Source organism: Streptomyces sp. NPDC102441, assembly GCF_044765585.1.
Taxonomy (GTDB): Bacteria; Actinomycetota; Actinomycetes; order Streptomycetales; family Streptomycetaceae; genus Streptomyces.
Window position 1 is genome coordinate 78,414 of sequence record NZ_JBIWKH010000017.1, and the last position, 18,016, is coordinate 96,429.

The window sequence follows — 18,016 nt, forward strand, 5'->3', positions numbered from 1 at the left end:
CTGCCGCACACCCGGCGTCCTCGCGGGTCACCCTAGCCGTGGGGCCCCTCGCCCGATTCGGCTGCCGCCTCCCGCAAGGCCCGCAGACCGTCCCTGATCAGCGGGGTATGCCCCCCGCCCCGTCGTACGAACCCGACCAGCCGCCGTGTGGGCACGACGTCGCCGGCCAGTGGCACGCGTACAAGTGCGTAGCCCTGCGGGAACGTCGCGAGGCGCGGCACCATGCAGATTCCGTGACCGCCGGCGACCAGAGCGGCGATCGCGGACCAGTCGACGGCGTTGTGGGTGACACGGGGCGAGAAGCCCGCTGCGGCGCAGGCCGAGGTGAGCAGCAGATGCTGGTCGCGAGGGTCGCCGGCGCGGAGCCACGTCTCCGTGTCGGCCTCGTGCAGCTCGACCGAGGCGCGGTCGGAGAACCGGTGTCCGCGCGGCACCAGGAGGTCCTGCGGCTCCTGGAGGAGCAGGTGCTGCTCGAAGCGTTCGTCGTCGGAGGGCGGTGTGCCCGGGGCCGGGATGGTGACGGCGATGTCGCGTTCGCGGGTCAGCAGCATCCGGAAGCGGTCGGCCTCCGGATCCTCGCCGAGGTAGTACGTCATCCCCGGATGCCAGGAGAGCAGCCGGTTCATGGCCGGCACCACCAGCGCGCCGAGCGCCGTCGCCACCGAGGTGATCCGCAGCTCGCCCGGCCCGTTGTTCCGGTGGGCGGCGAGGTCGGCGACCGCGCGCTCCCACTGCGCGTGCAAGGCGTCCGCATGTCCGATGAGCGTCCGGGCGGCAGCGGTGAGCCGGACCCGGCGGCCCTGTGGTTCGAGCAGACGCACGTTCAACTCGTCCGAGAGGCGGCGCAGTTGCTGAGAGACGGTGGACGGGGTGAGGTGCAGGGACTCGGCCGCGGCGGTGACGGTGCCGGTCTCGGCGAGGACGCGGAGAGTCTGGAGTCGAGGGTCAATCATGTAATTCCCTCACACAGTTCCGTACGTAAATCTTCGATGGACGCACACGATCGTAGTGCCGCAGTCTGAACGGCGGACGGGCCCGACAGGGGGCCGCACCGGAGTCCGAATCCGCTGGATCGGAGATCACGCACATGACCGCAACCCGCTCCGCATACTTTTCCGCATACGTCCACGACCGGGGCGTGTCATGACGGAAGCGGTCGTCGCCGGCCTGGTCGCCGGATACGGTCTCGCGATCCCTGTCGGGGCTGTCGCGGTGCTGATGGTGAACATGACCGCAGCGACATCCTTCCGGACCGGCGCCGCGGCGGCCCTCGGCGCAGCCACCGCCGACGCCGGTTACGCGGTGGCGGCGGTGCTCGGCGGCAGCGCTCTGGCGCCGGCCGTACGGCCGGTGCTCGGGCCACTGCGCTGGGTGGCTTTCGCGATCCTGGCCGCCATGGCCGCACGCATCCTCGTGAGGGGCCTGCGACGCGGACCCGATACGGCCGGGGACACCATGGCCCACCGCCGGATCACCCCGCTGCGGGCGTACGTCACCTATCTGTCGCTGACCGCGCTCAACCCCTGGCCCGTCCTCTACTTCGTCACGCTGCTCGTCGGCCAGCAGGCCCAACGGCCCATGGGCGGTGGCGAGTCGCTGGTCTACCTGTCCGCCATCACCTTCGCCTCGGTGAGCTGGCAGCTGCTGCTGGCCGTCGGCGGACGGCTGCTCGGTGGCACCCTCACGAGCCGCCGCGGCCGTACGGGTACGGCCGCGGTCTCCAGCTGCCTGATCTTCGGCCTCGGTCTGCGTATGGCGGTCGGCTGAACCTCGTTCGCCGCGTCGCCGCCCGCGCGTGCTGAAACGCGTCCCTGAACCGTCACCGTGACCAGGAGGTCGTGGTCACCGTGTCCGCCACCGCATCCGCACCGCCCTGCACCGCCGGAGTGCCGTCCACCCGAGCACCGGCCCTGTGGCTGGCGCTGCTCGCCGCGCCCGTGGCCATGGGGTCGAACGCCCCTGTCCTGATCCTCCCCGACGTCGCCCGCTCCCTGGGCGTCCCGGCCGGCCAGGCGACCTGGCTGGTCACCGCCTTCGCCTGGGCCATGACCGTCGGAACGCCCTTGTGTGCGGCTCTCGTCCGGCACCGGGGGCTGCGTCCCGCCCTCCTGACGAGCGTGGCGGCCGTGATGGCAGGCACCGCTCTCGGACGACGTTCCTCCATTCCGCCCTGCTCGCCTGTGCCTTCTCCACCTCCTACTTCACTCTCCTCTTCGCTCTGCCCCACCTGATGCGGCAACGGACGGGGTGGGGCGACGAGGCCATCGGAGCGGGTCAGCTGGGAGCACTGCTCACCGGCTCCGCGCTCTCCTGGCTCCTCGCGGCGGCCGCGGGTTCCGCGAGGCATCGCACGGTCCTCATCTGCCTCACCACGTTCGCCCTGGCCGCGCCGCTGACAGCAGCGCTCGCACCCTGGGGCGTGGCACTGCTCGGGGCCGCTGCGGCGGCGGTGTCCGTCGCCACGGGCAGCAACGCCGTCCTGTCCGTGCGCGCCGCCGGAGGTGTCCCGGACCGCCACAGGCCGACCGCCCTCGGGCTCTTCCTCCTCTGCTACCAGCTGGGCGGAGCGCTCGGCCCGGCCCTGGCCGTCCACCTCGTCCCGGCCTGACCGGACCACGCCTTCAGGGCCGGTGCGCGATGATCGAGCCGGTCCGGACAACACGGAAGCCCCGGGCACCTGGCCTGGGGCTTCCGTGTGGAGCGGGGGAAGGCGGCGGTGCTCAGCTGGTCCGGACGACCGGAGCGGCACCGTGTTCGATTGCGTCAAGAATTGACCGGCAACACAGCCGGACATGCCGGGGCGGCTTGCCGAGGGAATTCCGTCTCGAACAGCGCGTGCCCGCCCTACGGGGCTCGAATTGTCCGGAGGGCTGAATTTACTTTCTTAAGCGGGAAGGCGCGCATAAGGGAACTGGCTGTTCGCTTTCGTGATATAGTTCTAATGAATTCACAGGACGCCACGAAAAAAGGGGAATGGCGTGAATACCGAGAAGGTCACGGCTCGACGTCTTACGGCCGCAGAGGTTTCGGAACTGGGCCTCCAGGACGGCATCTTCGTCTCGGCAGAGATGGATGGGCTTCCTCTCGACTGCTACGCCCCGGCTTTCCTTGCGGAGCCGGGTAAGAATTTCGAGGGAGGGTCCTTCGTCGCGAGGACGATCTTCGGAAATGAAATTCATGTCCTCCCGGACAACGCCGAAGAGCACGGAATCTGGATCGCGGACAAGGCAGGAGAAGAGATCGAGGTTCTCCAGAGTGCCGGAGTTCTCCTGAACCTCGCCCTTTTCGTGCCCGCCGGGAACAAGGAATCCCTGGACGCGCTCTACGCCGCCGCTCGGGACGCGTTCGGCGCGGGGATCGTCCAGCGCTGGAGCGAGGAAACCGCCGCCGTTCCGGACGTCAAGGTCGACCTGTACGAGGAGCCGGCCCGGGGACGGAAGAGCACCAACAACCAGAACCGCGACCGCCGTGCCCTGGACATCTACCCGACCCGAGTGCGGTTCCTGGAGCCCAGCGACGGCTGGAGGTTCATCGTCGAGCCGCACAAGGAGATCGTCGACGAGACACCGACGATCTGACCTGATGGCAGATTGAGTCCAGGTCTTCCGCGAGGGCCCGTCAGTTTGCTGACGGGCCCTTCCGCGTCTTCGGCGAGCCCGGCGCTCCGGAGGCCGGTGCACTCCTCGTCTGTCGCGGAACTCCGTCGTTTGTCGCCGGCCCCCTCCGGGTTCGTCCGCAGTCGGTAACAGCGGTGCACTGGAGGGGCGTTCGTGTGGCTTGATGAGGGCACGGCATCGGCGGAAGCAACAAAGGGGCGGGCAGACATGGCAAGGCGTAAGGGAAGGGGATGGCACGGCCGGCTTCTCGCGGCGGGGCTCACGGTGACGGCGGTGGCCGCTGCCACCTCGGTGTGGACGGCGCAGGCCGACCCCGCTGGAGCGCGGCCGCAAGCGAATGCCTCAGCCCCCGAGGTGGCCGAGGTGGCGGCGGACATCGCTCACGCCTCGGACCGCGGCCCCCGGGGGGTCAACATCACCATCGACGACGGGCCGGACCCCGTCTGGACGCCGCAGGTCCTCCAACTGCTGGAGGACAACGGTGTGAAGGCCACGTTCTGCATGGTGGGCACGCAGGCACAGGCGCACCCGGACCTGGTCAAGGCGGTCGTGGCGGCAGGGCACCGGCTGTGCGACCACACGGTCTCGCACGACACCGCCATGGACGGCAAGTCCGAGGCATACCAGTCCCAGCAGATCCTGGATGCCGAACGCATGATCACCGAGGCTTCCGGAGGCGTCCGGCCGCAGTACTACCGGGCCCCGGGCGGCGCTTTCACCCCGTACAGCCGGAAGCTCGCCGCGTCCCGGGGGATGCGGCCGCTGGGCTGGAACGTCGACACCAAGGACTTCGAGCGTCCCGGCGCGGACACGATGGTCGCCACCGTCAAGAGCGAGATCTCCAACGGCCCGACCGTCCTCTTCCACGACGCGGGAGGGGAACGCTCCCAGACCTTGGCCGCGATGCGCGAGGTACTGCCCTGGCTGAAGCAGCAGGGGTACTCCTTCGGCTTCCCCGTTCGGTGAACGACGCCCGCCCACATGTCGGAGTCGGCCAGTAGCCTCTGGCGCCATGGGCATTCAGATCGATGTGGTGGCGGAGTATCCGGTCGACGACGAGGTGGAGAGGGTGCTCGGGCTGGCCGAGGCGGTCGACGAGCCCGTCACTGTCACGTTCAGGTGGGACGGCGGAAGAGCGTCGGAACGCGCGGTGCTGGTACCCGCGGCCACACTGGCGCTCTGGGAGCACTGGGCCCCCTCTGCCTACCCGGCGGACGACGCCGGGGACGAGGAGCCGGAGCTGGCCCACCCAGAGGAGTTCGGCGCGTTCACGCTCTTCCGCCGTCGCGTGGGAGGGCGCACGGCGGTAGCCCGCAAGGGCGTGGTGGTCGCCGAGCTGCTGGACCCCCGCGAGGCCCACTGGCTCCGGGAGAAGGCCCGCACTGTCCGCCAGGGCTTCATGGATCCGAAGCAGAAGGCTGCGTTCGAGGAGTTCCTCGCCCGGCAGCCACCGTTCCTGCCCAGTGTGCATGAGTGAGTCCAGGACCCACTCGTGTGTTCCGGGCGCATCCCGAACGGGTGCTGGATGCGCCGGGTTCTCGCTTTCGCGTCCCGTTCGGCGGCACGTCCACAGGGGCGTGGCCGGACGGTCCGATGCCCCACACGATCTTTCCGGTCGTCCGGTGACGGAGCGAACCAGACCGCTGGACCTCTCGTCCTACTGGGCGACACCCGACCGGCGTCTTTGCCGCATCGAAGGCGGCACACACCCGTTCCGAAAGGCTTGGCTCAGATGACCAACTCACTTGCACGATCAGGCAACGCATCCTCGTGGCGGCGAGGCAGCCGGTCCAGGCTGGCGCTGGCGGCGGTGTCGGTCGGAGCACTCGCGCTCACCATGGGCAGCGCCGGAGCCGCAAGCGCGGACCAGGCGGGCCAGCCCCATTCCATCTACGTATTTCCCCAGGGCACGAGCGGCCCCATAGCGTGCCTGGACATCCTGGGCGGCTCCGCCGCGAACGGCACCCCGGTCCAGGTCTACAAGTGTGACTTCAAATCTGGGACGACCGCCTCCCAGACGTGGACCGAAGTCACGGGCGGCAGCACCGTCCGGTCCGTTGTCTCCGGCAAGTGCCTGGACGTCGTGGGCGGCGGGAAAGCTGCCGGCACCAAGGTGGACATGTACACCTGCAACGGCACCGGCGCCCAGGTCTGGGAACGCAACGCCGCCACTGCCACGTCCGCCGGTACGTTGTACAACCCCCAGTCCGGCAAGTGCCTCGACGTCCCGAACGCCGCTACTTCAGGGGTCCAGCTACAGATCTGGAACTGCACCCGCTCCTCCAACCAGATCTGGGAGCAGCGTTTTGGTAAGTGACCTGGGCTGATACGCAGAACACGCCGTGCTCGGTACCCGCGAGGGGCGGCCTGACCGCCGAACGCCGGGGGTTCCGGACGCTGTTGTGGCTGGAGGCGACCGAGCGGTTCGGGCGGGATGAAACCGATGCAGACGAACACGGACGAACACAGTGAGCTCCTTCCCACCTGATCGCATGGGCGGGTAGTCGGGGCCGGTGACCGGACGTGAAGAAGCTCCTGGTGGACGGGTTCACGACCGAGATCGCCTGTCCCACCAGGAGCTTCCTTCGTACCGGCACATTGCCGACGCCGTCGAGCTCCCGGCCGCCCTCGCCGACGCAAACCCGCGCACTCGTCCAGCGGGCCGTCGCCACCCTCAAGACCTGGCGATTCCTGCGCAAGCGCTGCTCGACCACCCGCATCGCAGGCCTCGTTCAGGCGACCCCCACCCTGCACCTGGCCTGCTCAGACTGAGGCCGGAAAAGACACGGGCGCCTGCTGAACGCGACGCAGTCGCCCTCAGCGGTCGCCGGGGGGTGTCCCCCGGCCGCTCACTGGTTCCAGTGACACCGTCGATGGGCGTGCCAGACGGATTCTTCGGTCGGCCGGGTTCCCGAATGATTGGGCTCGCAGGCGCACCAGCAGCCTCAGTCACCTAAGGAACCAGTCATGTCACGCACCTCCCTGAAGCACCGGTCCACATACCGTGTTCTGCCGGCCTTCGTCTTGCTGACCTTGACTGCCGGCGGGCTCACGTCCTGCGGCGACGGCTCCGCCGCTGAGCCCGCCGCCGCCTCGAAACCGGCCACGTCGTCGGCCTCCCCGGATGCCGCCCGCTCGGACGCATCGAAGCTGCACATGATCACCAATGACGGTCACCGGCTGGCCTTCCATGTCACGCAGGGCCAGGGCCGCACGATCGTCCTGGACTCGGGCGGCGGCGAGGACTCCTCCTACTGGAAGGACCTCGTCCCCAAGCTCCACGCGGGCACCGGCGCCACCGTCATCACCTACGACCGGGCCGGTCTCGGCAGAAGTGACGTGGTGACGGGCCCGTGGAAGGCCGAGAGCGCTGCCGGCGACCTGGAGGCGGGGCTCGAGCAGCTGGGCGTCACCAAGAACGTGACCCTGGTGTCCCACTCGCAGGCCGGCGAGATCGCGAACTACTTCGCGAAGGACAACCCGGAGATGCTCTCCGGTGCGGTCCTGGTCGACGCCAACCTGCCCCAGTTCTTCACGGACGAGGAGATTCCCCGTCTCGTGGCCGCGAACCAGCCGCAGGTCGACGCGGCGAAGAAGGACCCCCAAAAGCCGGAGAACCGCCAGCTCCTCTCCACCGCGGAGGGCTTCGCCGCGGCGCACAAGGCGTTCCACGAGATCACCTGGCCGGACGCGGTGCCGGCAACGGTCATAGTCTCGGAGAGGACCCCGCTCGACGGGTCCCCCGTGGACGCCCAGCGCTGGCGCGACGCCGCAGCCTCGTTCGCCGAGGAGGCGACCAACCGGACGCTCGTCACCGCCGAGGGCAGTTCCCACGATGTGGCGAACGACCGTCCCGACCTCGTGCTCAAGGAGATCGAAGCCATGGTCGCCGGACAGCGCTGACCCCCGAGACGCGGTTCTGCCGCCCGGGCCGGGACACGGCCGGGCCGCCCGGACGGAAGAACCCGGCCGCCCGGACGGAAGAACCCGGCCGGTCGGCCCGGAAGCATGGCCGGTCGGCCCGGAAGCGTGGCCGGTCGGCCGACGCGGCGCCGGAGAACGCGGACTAGCGTCCTTCTCATCAGGTAACACGACAGAGAGGACGACCCGATGAATCAGCGAGCTTCCGACCGCGATGCCGGCAAGACCACCGAGTTCGAGAGGGACGTCGTCACGCTGTTGCTGGAGACGATGAAGACGGTGGCCAAGCAGGAACGCGACGACGTCGGTACGGAAAGCGTGCTGAGCGCGCTCGTGTCGGGGGACTCGGCCGCGGGTTCCGCGATCGCCCCCGGGATGAGGGCCTCCGGATCGCTCGGCGGTTCGATCGGGTGCCGGGGGACATCCGTGTGGGTCAGTGCCGACGCGGATGACGGCGCAGCGGGAACCCCGGACGACGAGCGGGAGATCGACGCCCTCTGGCAGGAGGTCCGGCAGGACCACGTCAAGAGGCTGCGCTGGAAGAACCGGAAGAAGACGGAGGAGGAGCAGCAGAGCATCGAACTCCCCCCGATGACCGGTGCGGTGCGGTCCTGCCTGCGCAAGGCACTGGAGGCCGCCCGGGAGGAGGGCACCGTGTCGGTGCGCGTCCGCCATGTGGCGCGCGCACTGGTCGAACTGCCCGATACGCGCGCCCGCGAGGCCCTGGTGCTGGAGAAGCTGGACCTCTCCGCCGCCGCGGCCGCGCTCGACGCGTTGCGGGGGAGCGACGAAGCACCGGAGCCCGGCTCGGTGTTGATGCTGCGTACGGCGGGGACGTTCGGGAAGAGCGGCAATCCGCTGTCCCGGAAAATCAGCGCCTGGGTGTTCGGAGGCGGTGCGGGGTTCGGCTCCGCGGTCGTGAGTGCGGTGCGCGCGGAGGCGCTACGGGGTGCAGTGCGGCGCGGGTCGCCGGAGCAGGAGCCCGTCGACGTACTGCTGGGAATCCTGGCGCTGGAACGGTCGCTGACCGTCGCGGAACGTGAGCTGCCCGAGAAACTGACGGGAGTGAACCAGGGGGCGGAGCTGCTTCGCCGGCACGGCGCACGGCAGGACGTTGTCGCCCGAGTGCTGTTCCCTGCCACCGTGGTCGTGGAGGGCTACCCCCCGGTGGTCGACGCCACCAACGAGCGTGACCGACGGCTCCTGCACGTCACCCAGCTCACCGCCTCCGCCCAGGACTCGCCCACGGTCGGCACGACCCACCTGCTGGCCGCCCTGCTGGACGAGAGCGGGACGGACGCGGAGTCAGTGGCGGAGATCGAGCGTGTGCTGACCGAGAGCGGGGTGGACGTCCCCGGGCTGCGGGCGGAGCCGGAGCTCCGGGTCCCAGGAGGAGCGGCACGAGCTGCCTGAGGCTGCGGCGATCCGCCGACGTGTGTGACGAGGGGCGCCGTCGAGCACGGCACCTACATGGAGGAAACCATGAACCCGGCAGTGCGACCGTGGAGGCGAGTACGCCGCGAGGCCGCCGTGCGCCGCATCGCCCCTGCCCGGCGCGCCCGGGGAGTGCTGTCCGCCCTGATGCTGTGGTGTCGCCGTCCGCTGACCGGGCTGGGCCGGGAGCGTGACGCCCACCTCCGACAGGGCCGCCTCCTCGCCGACGAGGCGGTCCGCACGGCGGAACGGGCGCGCATCGCAGCGGAGATGAACGATCTGCTCGGCCACCGCATCGGCCTGATCTCGATGCATGCCGGAGCCCTCCAGCTCGCCGCCGAACGGCAGGCGCCCCCGTTGGCCACCCAGGCCGAACTCCTGCACACCACCGCCGGGACCGCCATGGAGGAACTGCGCGGCATCCTGGGCGTACTCCGTCACCGGTCCGGTGAGGAGACCCACGAGCGGGGGACCCGCGAGGACCTCTCGGTCCTGGTCGCGGAATCGCGGAGCGCGGGGGCCGACGCCGCACTGCACTGGAACGCGACCGGGCCGACGGACATGGACGCCCGCACCCGGCAGGCCGTCCACCGTGTCACCCACGAAGGACTCGCCAACGCGCTGAGGCACGCGCCCGGCGCACCTGTCCGGGTGATGTTCCACGACGAAGGGGCCACCGTGGTGGTCGCCGTCGTCAACGGTGCCCCGCCGGTGACCCGTTCACCCGGGGGCGGGAACCGCAGCGGACTCGTCGGCCTCCAGGAGAGGATCAGCCTGCTCGGCGGCGTCCTGGACGCCGGACCGCGTCCGGAGGGCGGCTTCGTCCTCTCGGCCCGCATACCCGTCCGGCCCGAGGCGCTGCCCGCGTACGTCACTTCGGCCGAGCTGCTGTCCGACGGGGCGGGCTCGCGGCGCCCGCCGTCCCCGGAGGCCCTGGCGTGGCCCCGCCTCCGGGGCGGGATCTGCGCGGCGATGCTGGTGCTGCTGCCGACGGCCGGCGCCGCCCTCGCCCTGCTGATCACGGAGGTCCTACACTGAACCGATGATCCGAGTGCTGATCGCCGACGACGAGGCACTGATGCGTGCCGGGATCCGGCTGATCCTGGAGAACGACGACGAGATCCGTATCGTGGCCGAGGCTCAGAACGCCCGTGAGGCGGTCGAAGCCTGCCGCGCCCACCCCGTCGACGTAGCCCTTCTCGACATCCGTATGCCCGGTGACGGCATCACAGGCGCCGCCGAGATCGCCCGCCACTCACCCCGCACCCGGGTGGTGATGCTGACGGCCTTCGGCGAGGAGCCGAGCGTCACCCGGGCCCTGCGCGCCGGAGCCCATGGCTACCTCCTCAAGGACACCGGCCCCCGCGACCTCATCGACGCCGTACGCCGCGCCGCCGCCGGAGATCCTGTCTTCGCCCCGCAGGTCACCCGCCAACTCGTCGACTTCCGGACCCGGTCGGGCCACAACAGCGACGCCGCGTCACGTCGGATCGCGGCCCTGACGCCGGCCGAACGGGACGTCCTCCGGCTGCTGGGCACCGGCCTCTCGAACGCGGCGATCGCCGCACAGCTCCACCTGAGCTCCGGCACGGTCAAGGCCCACATCAGCAGCATCCTCACCCGCACCGACTGCACCAACCGGGTCCAGGCGGCGGTGCTGGCGCAGGAGGCGGGCCTGCACGGCTGACACCCGGCCGGCCGGCCGTGCCAGGGCCCGCGAGCCCAGCATGATCCGGGTCAGGCTGACGCGCCACTGTCGATGACCAGGTCGGTGCCGACCGCTGCCCCGGCCGCCGGCGAGGCGAGATAGAGCACCGCGGCCGCCACCTCTTCGGCCTCCGCGACCCGGCCGAGTGGGTTCTGCGACTTCACCCGCTCGGCACGGTCGGCCTCGGTCTCGCCGGGCCGTAGCGACATGGGGGCGTCCGAGGCGCCCGGGCTGACCGCGTTGATGCGGATGCCCTGGTGGATGTGGTCGAGAGCGGCGGCGCGGGTCAGCGCGGAGACCGCCGCCTTCGAGGTGATGTATGCGGCGGCGTTCGGGATACGCAGATGTGCGCCGAGGTTGGAGGAGATATTGACGATGACCCCACCGCCGTTCTCCTTCATATGTGCGATCTCGTGCTTCATGGACAGCCAGACGCCGGTGACATTGGTCCGCAGTACCGCGTCCCAGTCCTCCTCGCTCATCTCTCCGACAGGTCCGGAGCCACGGAGTATCCCGGCGTTGTTGACCGCGATGTCCAGCCCGCCGAAGCGGGCGACACTCTCGCGTACGAGGTCCCGGAGCCGCTCGGAATCGGTGACGTCGACCGTGATGGCGGCGGCCGTGCCGCCGGCCGCCTCGATGAGGCCGACCGTCTCGTCCAGCGACGTCGCGGTGCGTCCCGCGGCGATCACGGATGCGCCCTCGGCGGCGAAGGCCAGGGCGATCGCGCGGCCGAGACCGGAGCCCGCACCCGTGACGAGCACGTTTCTGCTGGTGAAGCGGTTCATTTCGGTAACTCCTTCGAAACATGCTTGAACGATCGGTCAATTATTCGGGCATGAGGGAAGGGGTGGACGGTTCTCGCGCGTGTGATTCAGTCCAGCAGGGTCAGTGCCTGCTCGGCCGCGTCCCGCACCCGGGCAGGATCGCTGGACACCTTGCCGACGATCCGTACGCCCTGTAGCAGGACGAGCAGCATGCGGGCCAGGGATCGCGGATCGCGGTCCTCCGGCAGCTCGCTCCGGGCCTGGGCCCGTACGAGCGCGGAGTGCAGCAGGATCTCCAGGTGCTCCCAGCTGAGTTCGACCCGGCGAGCCGCCGCGGGGTCGTGCGGGGCCAGCTCGGCCGCCGTGTTGGTGATGAGGCAGCCGTTCAGCCGGCCCGTGGGGGACGCGGCCTCCGACGCGAAGCGGCGTACCAGCGCCCGTACCGCGGGCAGTGCGGCTCCCGGCTGGGAGAGTTCGGCCAGGAGGAGTGGATCGCGAGCGTCGGAGTATCGGTCCATGGCCTTCAGGAACAGGTCGTGCTTGTTGCCGAAGGTGGCGTAGATGCTGGCGCGGCCGATGCCGAGATGCTCGACGAGGTCGGCGATCGACGTCGCTTCGTAGCCGCGCCGCCAGAACAGTTCGAGGGCCGACTGCAGTGCGGTGTCCGGATCGAATTCCTTGGTCCTGGCCACGTCGCAGAGCATAAGATGAAGAAGAACGATCGGTCAATAACTCCCCGCCGCAGACGCGTTGTTGCCGGGCGCCTCAGGGTCCCGGTCAGTTCAGGACGCGCACGAACTGCTCCGCGAGCTGCTCGGTGTCGATGCCCTCCGCGTTGCGCCCGGACAGGATGTGGAAGAAGGGCGGGCCGATCAGGAGTGCTGTCGCCTGTTCGAGCGAGAGTGAGGTTTTGCTCGACTTCCGCGCTGCCTCCACGATCCCTGCGGCGCTCTCTCCGAGGATGTCGCGGGAGGTGAGCAGCGCGGCCACGTCTGTGTCGTGCTGGGCTTCCCCCATGAGGGCGCGGTAGGCCGCGCCTGCGTCGGAGCGGGACAGGAAAGTGACGAGGGCGTCGAGATACGCCTTGAGGTCCTTGCGGAGGTCGCCGCTGCCGGGCACGGACAGTTCGTGCTGGGCGTCGACGGCGCTGGCCTCGTAGAGGACCTCCGCCTTGTTCGACCACCAGCGGTACACGGTCTGGCGGCCCACGCCCGCCCGCTCGGCGATGCCCTTCATGGTCAGGGCCGCGTACCCGACTTCGACCAGAAGGTCGTCGACGGCGTGCAGCACGGCGGCGCGTGCGCTTTCGCTGCGGGGCCGCCCCCGGCCACTTCCATCCACCATGCCGCAACTGTATACGAGGCATGGCGTCTCGTATGTGTTACCTTTTCGGTGCACGGTGCCTCGTAAATGGGTGTCCGGCCTTCCGTGCCACCGGGCCGCCCCGTCATCGTCCACATGCCCCTCTCAGGGCGAAGGAGGATAAGCTCATGCGTGCATTCGTCACTGGAGCGACCGGCTGGATCGGATCCGCCGTCGTCGACGAACTCGTCTCGGCGGGCCACCAGGTCATCGGCCTGGCCCGGTCCGGCCAGGCCGAGCAGGCTCTCGCGGCCAAGGGCGTCCGCGTCGTCCGCGGTGACCTGGACGATCCCGCCTCGCTGCGGCGAGGCGCCGCCCAGGCGGACGCGGTCATCCACATGGCCAACAAGCACGACTGGGGCAACCCCGCCGAGTCCGACCGTTCCGAACGCGCGGCGGTCCGGACCCTCGGCGACGCCCTGGCAGGATCCGGCCGCCCTTTCGTTGTCGCCGCGCCTCTCTCCGGCCTCGTCGAGGGCCGGCCCGCCACGGAGGACGACGTCTCTCCGGCCGTCGGCCCGGACTCCGACCGGGGCGGCAGCGAGAACCTCGCCCTGGACTACGTGGCCCAGGGCGTGAGGACCGTGATCACCCGGTTCGCACCGAGCGTTCACGGCCGCGGGGACTGGGGATTCGTCAACTTCCTCACTGCGGCCGCCCGTAAGCAGGGCGTCTCCGGCTACGTCGGCGACGGCTCCACCGCATGGTCGGCGGTGCACCGCGACGATGCCGCCCGCATCGTCCGCCTCGGCATGGAGCACGCCGCCGCAGGGGCGCGCCTGCACGTCGTCGCTGAAGAGGCGGTCACCACAAAGGCCATCGCCGAGGCGATCGGCCGCAGTCTCGGCCTGCCGGTCGACTCCGTCCCCCCGCAGGACAGCGGAGCCCATTTCGGGTTCGTCGGCGGCTTCTTCGCCTCCACGATGACCGCGTCCAGCGACGCGACCAGGCAGCTTCTCTCGTGGGAGCCCACCGGTCCGTCCCTGCTCGCGGACATCGAGGCAGGCGCCTACACGACCTGACGAGACGCCCGGACGAGCGGGGGAGGACGCCCCGTCAGGAGCGCTCTCGCACACCTCGCCCCACTTCCAGCACCCACCTCCCGAAGGAGTCGGCACTGTGCCCACGCATACCAACACCCTCGCAGAACCACGTGTCTCCGCCGCCCTGGCCCGCATGTTCGAAGCCTCCGCCCGCGACGACGAGACGCGGGGCATCCAGCCCTACGACCCGGAGTCGCTGACGGCGCAGGAGTACGCCGACGCGGCGCAGGAGATCTACATGCCGGTCTCCGCCGACGGCGGCAGACTCCTCTACAACCTGATCCGCGCCACCAAGCCGGCCAACGTCGTCGAGTTCGGCACCTCGTACGGAATCTCCACCCTGCACCTGGCCGCCGCCGTTCGCGACAACGGCACGGGCCGGGTCATCACCACGGAGCTGAACCGGACCAAGGCGGCCGCCGCCCGCGACACCTTCGCGGCCACCGGCCTCGACGACGTGATCACCGTGCTGGAGGGAAACGCCCTGCAGACGCTCGCCGCACTGGGGCAGCCGGTCGGCTTCCTGTTCCTGGACGGGTGGAAGGACCTCTGCCTGCCCGTCCTGCGGCTCCTCGAGCCCCACATCGCGCCCGGCACCCTTGTCGTCGCCGACGACGTGGACCTCTCCGACCTCGCCCCCTACCTCGACTACGTACGCGACACCGCCAACGGCTACCACAGCGTCACGTTCCCCGTTGAGGACGGCCTCGAGATCAGCTGCCGCCTCTGATCAGTCCCCCTCCGGACAGCTTCGGCTGCCGGAGGGACCGCAGCTGTGTGACACCGGGTCAGCGGGGGAGCGGCGGGACCAGTCCGGCCTCATACGCGGAGATGGCCGCCTCCACCCGGTTGCGTACGCCCAGCTTCGTGAGCACCGAGCTGACGTGCGCCTTCACCGTCCCCTCGACCAGGTGCAGCCGCCTTGCGATCTCCGCGTCGGCCAGCCCCGCCCCGAGTCCGGCCAGCACCTCGCGCTCCCGTTCCGTGAGCCTCTCCAGCGAGCGGTGGGGGTGTGCCACCCGGTGCGCGCGCAGCCCGGCGATGACCTGACCGGCGACCCGCGGGGACAGGTAGGCCCCGCCGGCTCCCACCGCTCGTGCTCCGTTGAGCAGTTCCCTCGGGTCGTCCGCCTTCAGAAGGAAACCGTCGGCGCCCTCCTCCAGGGCTCGGGTGACGTACTCGTCCTGGCCGAAGGTCGTCAGCATGATCACGCCGACCGATGTCAGCTCTCGGTGGAGCCGCGCCACCGCCGTCAGACCGTCCATGCCGGGCATCTGGATATCCAGCAGGACCACGTCCGGCCGGTGCAGGCGGGTGAGCGCGATGGCCTCGTGCCCATCGGCCGCCTCGGCGACGACGTCGACGTGCGGGTCCCTGGCCAGGATGGCCCGCCGTCCCGGTTCGACGAGCTGACCACGGGCCGGCCGCGCACCGAACTCGCCCCGCTGCTCCCGGCCCGCCCCTACCCCTACCCGCCCGGCCACGCCCGTTCCCTGCCTCGGCCGCCCGGCACCACGTGTGAGTTCTACCGCTCCGGCCGCGACCTGTTGGACCAGGTCGACTTCTACCGGCTCTGCTGGTCCGACAACACGCTGGTGGCGAAGAACACGGTGCCCGCGAGCCGTCCCTGATCACCCGTCACGACGACGACGAACTGATCCGCAGCTACCCCGAGCAATTCTCAAGAGGTGTGAATCGAGTCGTTCGTGTCGGTGACGCTGCCGCTCGGGTCGAGGAGGTAAGCGCCCGTCGCGACGCCTTGCAGGACGCTGTCGCCCGTTGCCTCAGCGGTCAGGCTGGTGGAATCCAGGACGTGGGCCTCATAGGCGCCGAGGTTGCTGAACTGGCCGTGCAGTGAGCGAATCGGCTCGGGGTCGGTCAGAACATCGCCGGTCCGGCTCGTCGCCCGTTCCAGTGTGGTGTGCTGGTCCGGCCGAAGGATGACGTAGCTCAGCGGCAGAGCCCGCTCCTGGGCGGTCACGCGGAAGAGGTTGATGAACCAGGGCCCGACGATGCCGTCGCAGATCACCTGGTAGCCGCCGTCGGCGTAGCCGAACGCTGCCGAGACCAGTACCTGCAGGACCACCTGGTTCTGTCGATGTGCCTCGGGCAGGTAAGGCGCGATCCAGCCCTGCTTGATGTAGCGCCAGAAGTCGTCGCTGTGCAGGTGGACGCTGGGCATCAGCTGGCCGGCCAGCAGGTGCGCCACGGTGCTCTTGCCGGCTCCGGGCGGCCCGGTCAGGACGATCACCTGACCGCGATGAGGGTGTGTCCGAGGGAGAAGCGGCGGGTTCATGCTGCCACCGTGCCACGTCTTACCGGCGCCCCGCTTTCCGGAACCGTTCCGTGCTCCCTGACGTCATGGGAAGCGATCAGGAGGGGTGAGCATGCAGGGGGATCCGCCCTGGTGGGGCATCATCGTCATCTCCGCGGCAGTGACTGTGATTCTGGGCGCCTTCTTTTTCTCCGCCCTTGCTGCCGTGGTCCTGAGCGCGGGCTGGATTCGGCGAAGGTGGCGTCGCAGGCGGGGCTGAGGAGTATCCCAGCCACTCCCACCAGGCCGGCGTCGTCGAGACCGTCAGCGTCACCACGGGCCGCATGGTCCTGGTGGTCGACGGCGTCGAGCATCCCGTCGAAGCCGGGCAGACCGCCACCTTCGACGGCGACGTCCCTCACGCCTACCGTGGCGACGGTGACGAGACCTGCCATCTGATCATGACCGTCCACCTGCCGCCCGGCCCCGCCTGAGCGTCACCACCTGAGGGCCGGCCCCTGCCCCGCCTCTGAACAAGGACACCCCAAGGACCATGTCTGCACCCCCGAAGGAATCCGTCATACGGGCCCCGGGCATACCGCACCTGCTGGTGGTGGTGCTGTTCTGCTTCTCCGGATTCGCCCTCCTGCTCCCGGTCTCACCGGCCTGGGCCGTCAGTGGAGGGGCCGACGAGTTCGGGGCCGGACTCGTCACCGCCGTCCTGATGGCCGCCACCGTCCTGGCACAGCTGTGCGTCAAAACCATGCTGCGCAAGCTCGGATGGACCCGCACCCTCGTCCTCGGCGCTCTCCTGATGGGCCTGCCCGCCCCCCTGCAAGCCCTCAGCGACCACCTGGTGCCCATCCTGCTGACGACCGCCCTGCGTGGAGCGGGCTTCGGCATCATCACCGTCTACGGCTCGATCGCCGCATCCGCACTGGCGCCTCGCGGCCGCCAGGGAGCAGCCATCGGCCTCTACGGCCTCGCCATCGCCCTTCCTCAGGTCGTCCTCACCCCGGCGGCACCCTGGCTGATGGGCACGTTCGCCGTCCCCGCGGTCATCGCCTGCGGCGTTCTCCCCGTCCTCGCACTGCCCTGGGCCCGGGCCCTCGGCCACGCCGTCGAAGCCCGCGCCGACAGCCCGGCACCCCAGGGCGGCCCCACCCAGGCCCCCGCCCCCGCGACCACGGTGCTCCGGCGCATCCTGCTCCCCCTCACCGCGCTCCTCCTGGTCACGGCAGCGGGCGGAGCCGTACTCACCTTCGCCCCGCAGTTCACCGCCACTCCCACGCTCGCCGCCACGGGACTGCTGGTCCTCACCGCCACCGCTGCCGTGGCCCGCTGGGGCTGCGGAGAGCTGGCCGACCGGATCGCCCTGCGGCCGATCAGCGCCGTCCTCGCCTCGACCGCGTGCGCGGGCCTGGCACTGATCGCGTCGGCCGTCGGCTCGGACAGCGACACCGTCCTCGTCCTGCTGGCCGGACTGCTTCTCCTGGGAGCGGCGTACGGAGGACTGCAGAGCCTCACCCTGGTCCAGGCGTTCAACTACGCAGGCACGGAGAACCGGCACACGACCTCCGTCGCGTGGAACATCGGCTACGACTCCGGCACCGGACTCGGATCCCTCATGCTCGGCCTGGCAGCCCAGGTGGCCACCTTCTCCACCGGCTTCACCACCATGTCCGCGCTGATGGCAGCCGCAGCCCTCACAATTCTCCTCACCGGTGCGCGGCCGGCCGCCAGTCGTTCAGCGGACAGCCGCCCACGCACGCGAAGCAGAACGCACCGCTCACGCACGCGCCAGAAGCTGCCGCGGGGGTGAGTCGTGACACGCGACCGCAGCAGCCCCTCCGTCGCAGGGTGCCGTGGAAGGATCGCGGCGAGCCGGACATCCGGCGGACCGGATCGAG

General features: G+C 70.1%; 21 protein-coding genes and 2 pseudogenes. 17 read left to right on the forward strand and 6 right to left on the reverse strand.

Annotation, left to right across the window (positions count from 1 at the left end):
- Window positions 1–32 precede the first annotated feature (32 nt).
- Window positions 33–953 carry a LysR family transcriptional regulator gene (locus ACIREO_RS32010; protein WP_404116536.1) on the reverse strand — a complete coding sequence of 307 codons (921 nt, stop codon included), beginning with the start codon at window positions 951–953 and terminating at the stop codon, window positions 33–35.
- A 190-nt stretch (window positions 954–1,143) separates the two neighbouring features.
- Between ACIREO_RS32010 and ACIREO_RS32015 the strand changes: the two genes are divergently transcribed.
- From ACIREO_RS32015 to ACIREO_RS32070, 12 genes and pseudogenes are all read left to right on the forward strand, one after another.
- Window positions 1,144–1,767, forward strand: a complete 624-nt coding sequence (locus ACIREO_RS32015; RefSeq protein ID WP_404116538.1) for a LysE family transporter — start codon at window positions 1,144–1,146, stop codon at window positions 1,765–1,767.
- Window positions 1,768–1,847: 80 nt separating this feature from the next.
- Complete coding sequence (locus tag ACIREO_RS32020; RefSeq protein ID WP_404116540.1) at window positions 1,848–2,231, forward strand: MFS transporter; 384 nt, start codon at window positions 1,848–1,850, stop codon at window positions 2,229–2,231.
- Window positions 2,231–2,608: a hypothetical protein gene (locus tag ACIREO_RS32025; RefSeq protein WP_404116542.1), complete on the forward strand. Its 378-nt coding sequence runs from the start codon at window positions 2,231–2,233 to the stop codon at window positions 2,606–2,608. Before ACIREO_RS32020 ends, ACIREO_RS32025 begins: the two co-directional genes overlap by 1 nt.
- 370 nt (window positions 2,609–2,978) lie before the next feature.
- On the forward strand, window positions 2,979–3,578 hold the full coding sequence (locus ACIREO_RS32030) for a hypothetical protein (protein ID WP_404116544.1): 600 nt from the start codon (window positions 2,979–2,981) through the stop codon (window positions 3,576–3,578).
- A gap of 246 nt (window positions 3,579–3,824) precedes the next feature.
- A complete protein-coding gene (locus ACIREO_RS32035; RefSeq protein WP_404116546.1) occupies window positions 3,825–4,583 on the forward strand; it encodes a polysaccharide deacetylase family protein in 759 nt (252 codons plus the stop codon).
- Window positions 4,584–4,629: 46 nt separating this feature from the next.
- A complete protein-coding gene (locus ACIREO_RS32040) occupies window positions 4,630–5,094 on the forward strand; it encodes a hypothetical protein (RefSeq protein ID WP_404116548.1) in 465 nt (154 codons plus the stop codon).
- Window positions 5,095–5,349: 255 nt separating this feature from the next.
- Window positions 5,350–5,934 carry a ricin-type beta-trefoil lectin domain protein gene (locus tag ACIREO_RS32045; protein WP_404116550.1) on the forward strand — a complete coding sequence of 195 codons (585 nt, stop codon included), beginning with the start codon at window positions 5,350–5,352 and terminating at the stop codon, window positions 5,932–5,934.
- Between the two features lie 320 nt (window positions 5,935–6,254).
- Window positions 6,255–6,389: pseudogene (locus ACIREO_RS32050) on the forward strand (IS5/IS1182 family transposase); the annotation flags it as partial.
- A 195-nt stretch (window positions 6,390–6,584) separates the two neighbouring features.
- The gene (locus tag ACIREO_RS32055) at window positions 6,585–7,520 is read left to right on the forward strand and encodes an alpha/beta fold hydrolase (RefSeq protein ID WP_404116552.1); all 936 of its coding nucleotides are present in this window, start codon (window positions 6,585–6,587) and stop codon (window positions 7,518–7,520) included.
- A gap of 207 nt (window positions 7,521–7,727) precedes the next feature.
- Window positions 7,728–8,951, forward strand: coding sequence for a Clp protease N-terminal domain-containing protein (locus tag ACIREO_RS32060; protein WP_404116554.1), 1,224 nt, complete (start codon window positions 7,728–7,730; stop codon window positions 8,949–8,951).
- A gap of 69 nt (window positions 8,952–9,020) precedes the next feature.
- Complete coding sequence (locus tag ACIREO_RS32065) at window positions 9,021–10,010, forward strand: sensor histidine kinase (protein ID WP_404116556.1); 990 nt, start codon at window positions 9,021–9,023, stop codon at window positions 10,008–10,010.
- Between the two features lie 4 nt (window positions 10,011–10,014).
- Window positions 10,015–10,659, forward strand: coding sequence for a response regulator (locus ACIREO_RS32070; RefSeq protein WP_404116558.1), 645 nt, complete (start codon window positions 10,015–10,017; stop codon window positions 10,657–10,659).
- 50 nt (window positions 10,660–10,709) lie between these two features.
- Here the strand turns inward: ACIREO_RS32070 and ACIREO_RS32075 are convergent, their stop codons facing one another.
- The 3 genes from ACIREO_RS32075 to ACIREO_RS32085 form a co-directional block, all read right to left on the reverse strand.
- Complete coding sequence (locus ACIREO_RS32075; RefSeq protein ID WP_404116560.1) at window positions 10,710–11,468, reverse strand: SDR family NAD(P)-dependent oxidoreductase; 759 nt, start codon at window positions 11,466–11,468, stop codon at window positions 10,710–10,712.
- A gap of 86 nt (window positions 11,469–11,554) precedes the next feature.
- Window positions 11,555–12,139 carry a TetR/AcrR family transcriptional regulator gene (locus ACIREO_RS32080; RefSeq protein WP_404116562.1) on the reverse strand — a complete coding sequence of 195 codons (585 nt, stop codon included), beginning with the start codon at window positions 12,137–12,139 and terminating at the stop codon, window positions 11,555–11,557.
- Window positions 12,140–12,224: 85 nt separating this feature from the next.
- Entirely contained in the window at window positions 12,225–12,791 is a 567-nt protein-coding gene (locus tag ACIREO_RS32085; protein ID WP_404116564.1) for a TetR/AcrR family transcriptional regulator, read from the reverse strand.
- Between the two features lie 146 nt (window positions 12,792–12,937).
- Between ACIREO_RS32085 and ACIREO_RS32090 the strand changes: the two genes are divergently transcribed.
- Entirely contained in the window at window positions 12,938–13,831 is an 894-nt protein-coding gene (locus ACIREO_RS32090) for an SDR family oxidoreductase (RefSeq protein WP_404116566.1), read from the forward strand.
- Window positions 13,832–13,928: 97 nt separating this feature from the next.
- Window positions 13,929–14,582, forward strand: coding sequence for an O-methyltransferase (locus ACIREO_RS32095; protein ID WP_404116568.1), 654 nt, complete (start codon window positions 13,929–13,931; stop codon window positions 14,580–14,582).
- Window positions 14,583–14,640: 58 nt separating this feature from the next.
- Here the strand turns inward: ACIREO_RS32095 and ACIREO_RS32100 are convergent, their stop codons facing one another.
- Window positions 14,641–15,237 (reverse strand): response regulator, encoded by a 597-nt coding sequence (locus tag ACIREO_RS32100; protein ID WP_404116736.1) that lies wholly within the window; start codon window positions 15,235–15,237, stop codon window positions 14,641–14,643.
- Between ACIREO_RS32100 and ACIREO_RS32105 the strand changes: the two genes are divergently transcribed.
- Complete coding sequence (locus ACIREO_RS32105) at window positions 15,184–15,483, forward strand: hypothetical protein (protein ID WP_404116752.1); 300 nt, start codon at window positions 15,184–15,186, stop codon at window positions 15,481–15,483. The two genes, ACIREO_RS32100 and ACIREO_RS32105, sit on opposite strands and share 54 nt — an antisense overlap.
- 50 nt (window positions 15,484–15,533) lie before the next feature.
- Here the strand turns inward: ACIREO_RS32105 and ACIREO_RS32110 are convergent, their stop codons facing one another.
- Window positions 15,534–16,103 carry an AAA family ATPase gene (locus ACIREO_RS32110; protein ID WP_404116570.1) on the reverse strand — a complete coding sequence of 190 codons (570 nt, stop codon included), beginning with the start codon at window positions 16,101–16,103 and terminating at the stop codon, window positions 15,534–15,536.
- A gap of 281 nt (window positions 16,104–16,384) precedes the next feature.
- On the opposite strand from ACIREO_RS32110, the pseudogene ACIREO_RS32115 reads away from it, so the two are divergent.
- Both ACIREO_RS32115 and ACIREO_RS32120 read left to right on the forward strand, forming a co-directional pair.
- Window positions 16,385–16,600, forward strand: a pseudogene (locus ACIREO_RS32115) (cupin domain-containing protein); the annotation flags it as partial.
- 59 nt (window positions 16,601–16,659) lie between these two features.
- Window positions 16,660–17,928: an MFS transporter gene (locus tag ACIREO_RS32120; protein ID WP_404116572.1), complete on the forward strand. Its 1,269-nt coding sequence runs from the start codon at window positions 16,660–16,662 to the stop codon at window positions 17,926–17,928.
- Window positions 17,929–18,016 lie beyond the last annotated feature (88 nt).

Coding starts and splice junctions, on each gene's coding strand:
- ACIREO_RS32010 (WP_404116536.1), bottom strand. CDS start 953: ATGATTGACCCTCGACTCCAGACTCTCCGCGTCCTCGCCGAGACCGGC.
- ACIREO_RS32015 (WP_404116538.1), top strand. CDS start 1,144: ATGACGGAAGCGGTCGTCGCCGGCCTGGTCGCCGGATACGGTCTCGCG.
- ACIREO_RS32025 (WP_404116542.1), top strand. CDS start 2,231: ATGCGGCAACGGACGGGGTGGGGCGACGAGGCCATCGGAGCGGGTCAG.
- ACIREO_RS32035 (WP_404116546.1), top strand. CDS start 3,825: ATGGCAAGGCGTAAGGGAAGGGGATGGCACGGCCGGCTTCTCGCGGCG.
- ACIREO_RS32040 (WP_404116548.1), top strand. CDS start 4,630: ATGGGCATTCAGATCGATGTGGTGGCGGAGTATCCGGTCGACGACGAG.
- ACIREO_RS32045 (WP_404116550.1), top strand. CDS start 5,350: ATGACCAACTCACTTGCACGATCAGGCAACGCATCCTCGTGGCGGCGA.
- ACIREO_RS32055 (WP_404116552.1), top strand. CDS start 6,585: ATGTCACGCACCTCCCTGAAGCACCGGTCCACATACCGTGTTCTGCCG.
- ACIREO_RS32060 (WP_404116554.1), top strand. CDS start 7,728: ATGAATCAGCGAGCTTCCGACCGCGATGCCGGCAAGACCACCGAGTTC.
- ACIREO_RS32065 (WP_404116556.1), top strand. CDS start 9,021: ATGAACCCGGCAGTGCGACCGTGGAGGCGAGTACGCCGCGAGGCCGCC.
- ACIREO_RS32070 (WP_404116558.1), top strand. CDS start 10,015: ATGATCCGAGTGCTGATCGCCGACGACGAGGCACTGATGCGTGCCGGG.
- ACIREO_RS32075 (WP_404116560.1), bottom strand. CDS start 11,468: ATGAACCGCTTCACCAGCAGAAACGTGCTCGTCACGGGTGCGGGCTCC.
- ACIREO_RS32085 (WP_404116564.1), bottom strand. CDS start 12,791: ATGGTGGATGGAAGTGGCCGGGGGCGGCCCCGCAGCGAAAGCGCACGC.
- ACIREO_RS32090 (WP_404116566.1), top strand. CDS start 12,938: ATGCGTGCATTCGTCACTGGAGCGACCGGCTGGATCGGATCCGCCGTC.
- ACIREO_RS32120 (WP_404116572.1), top strand. CDS start 16,660: ATGTCTGCACCCCCGAAGGAATCCGTCATACGGGCCCCGGGCATACCG.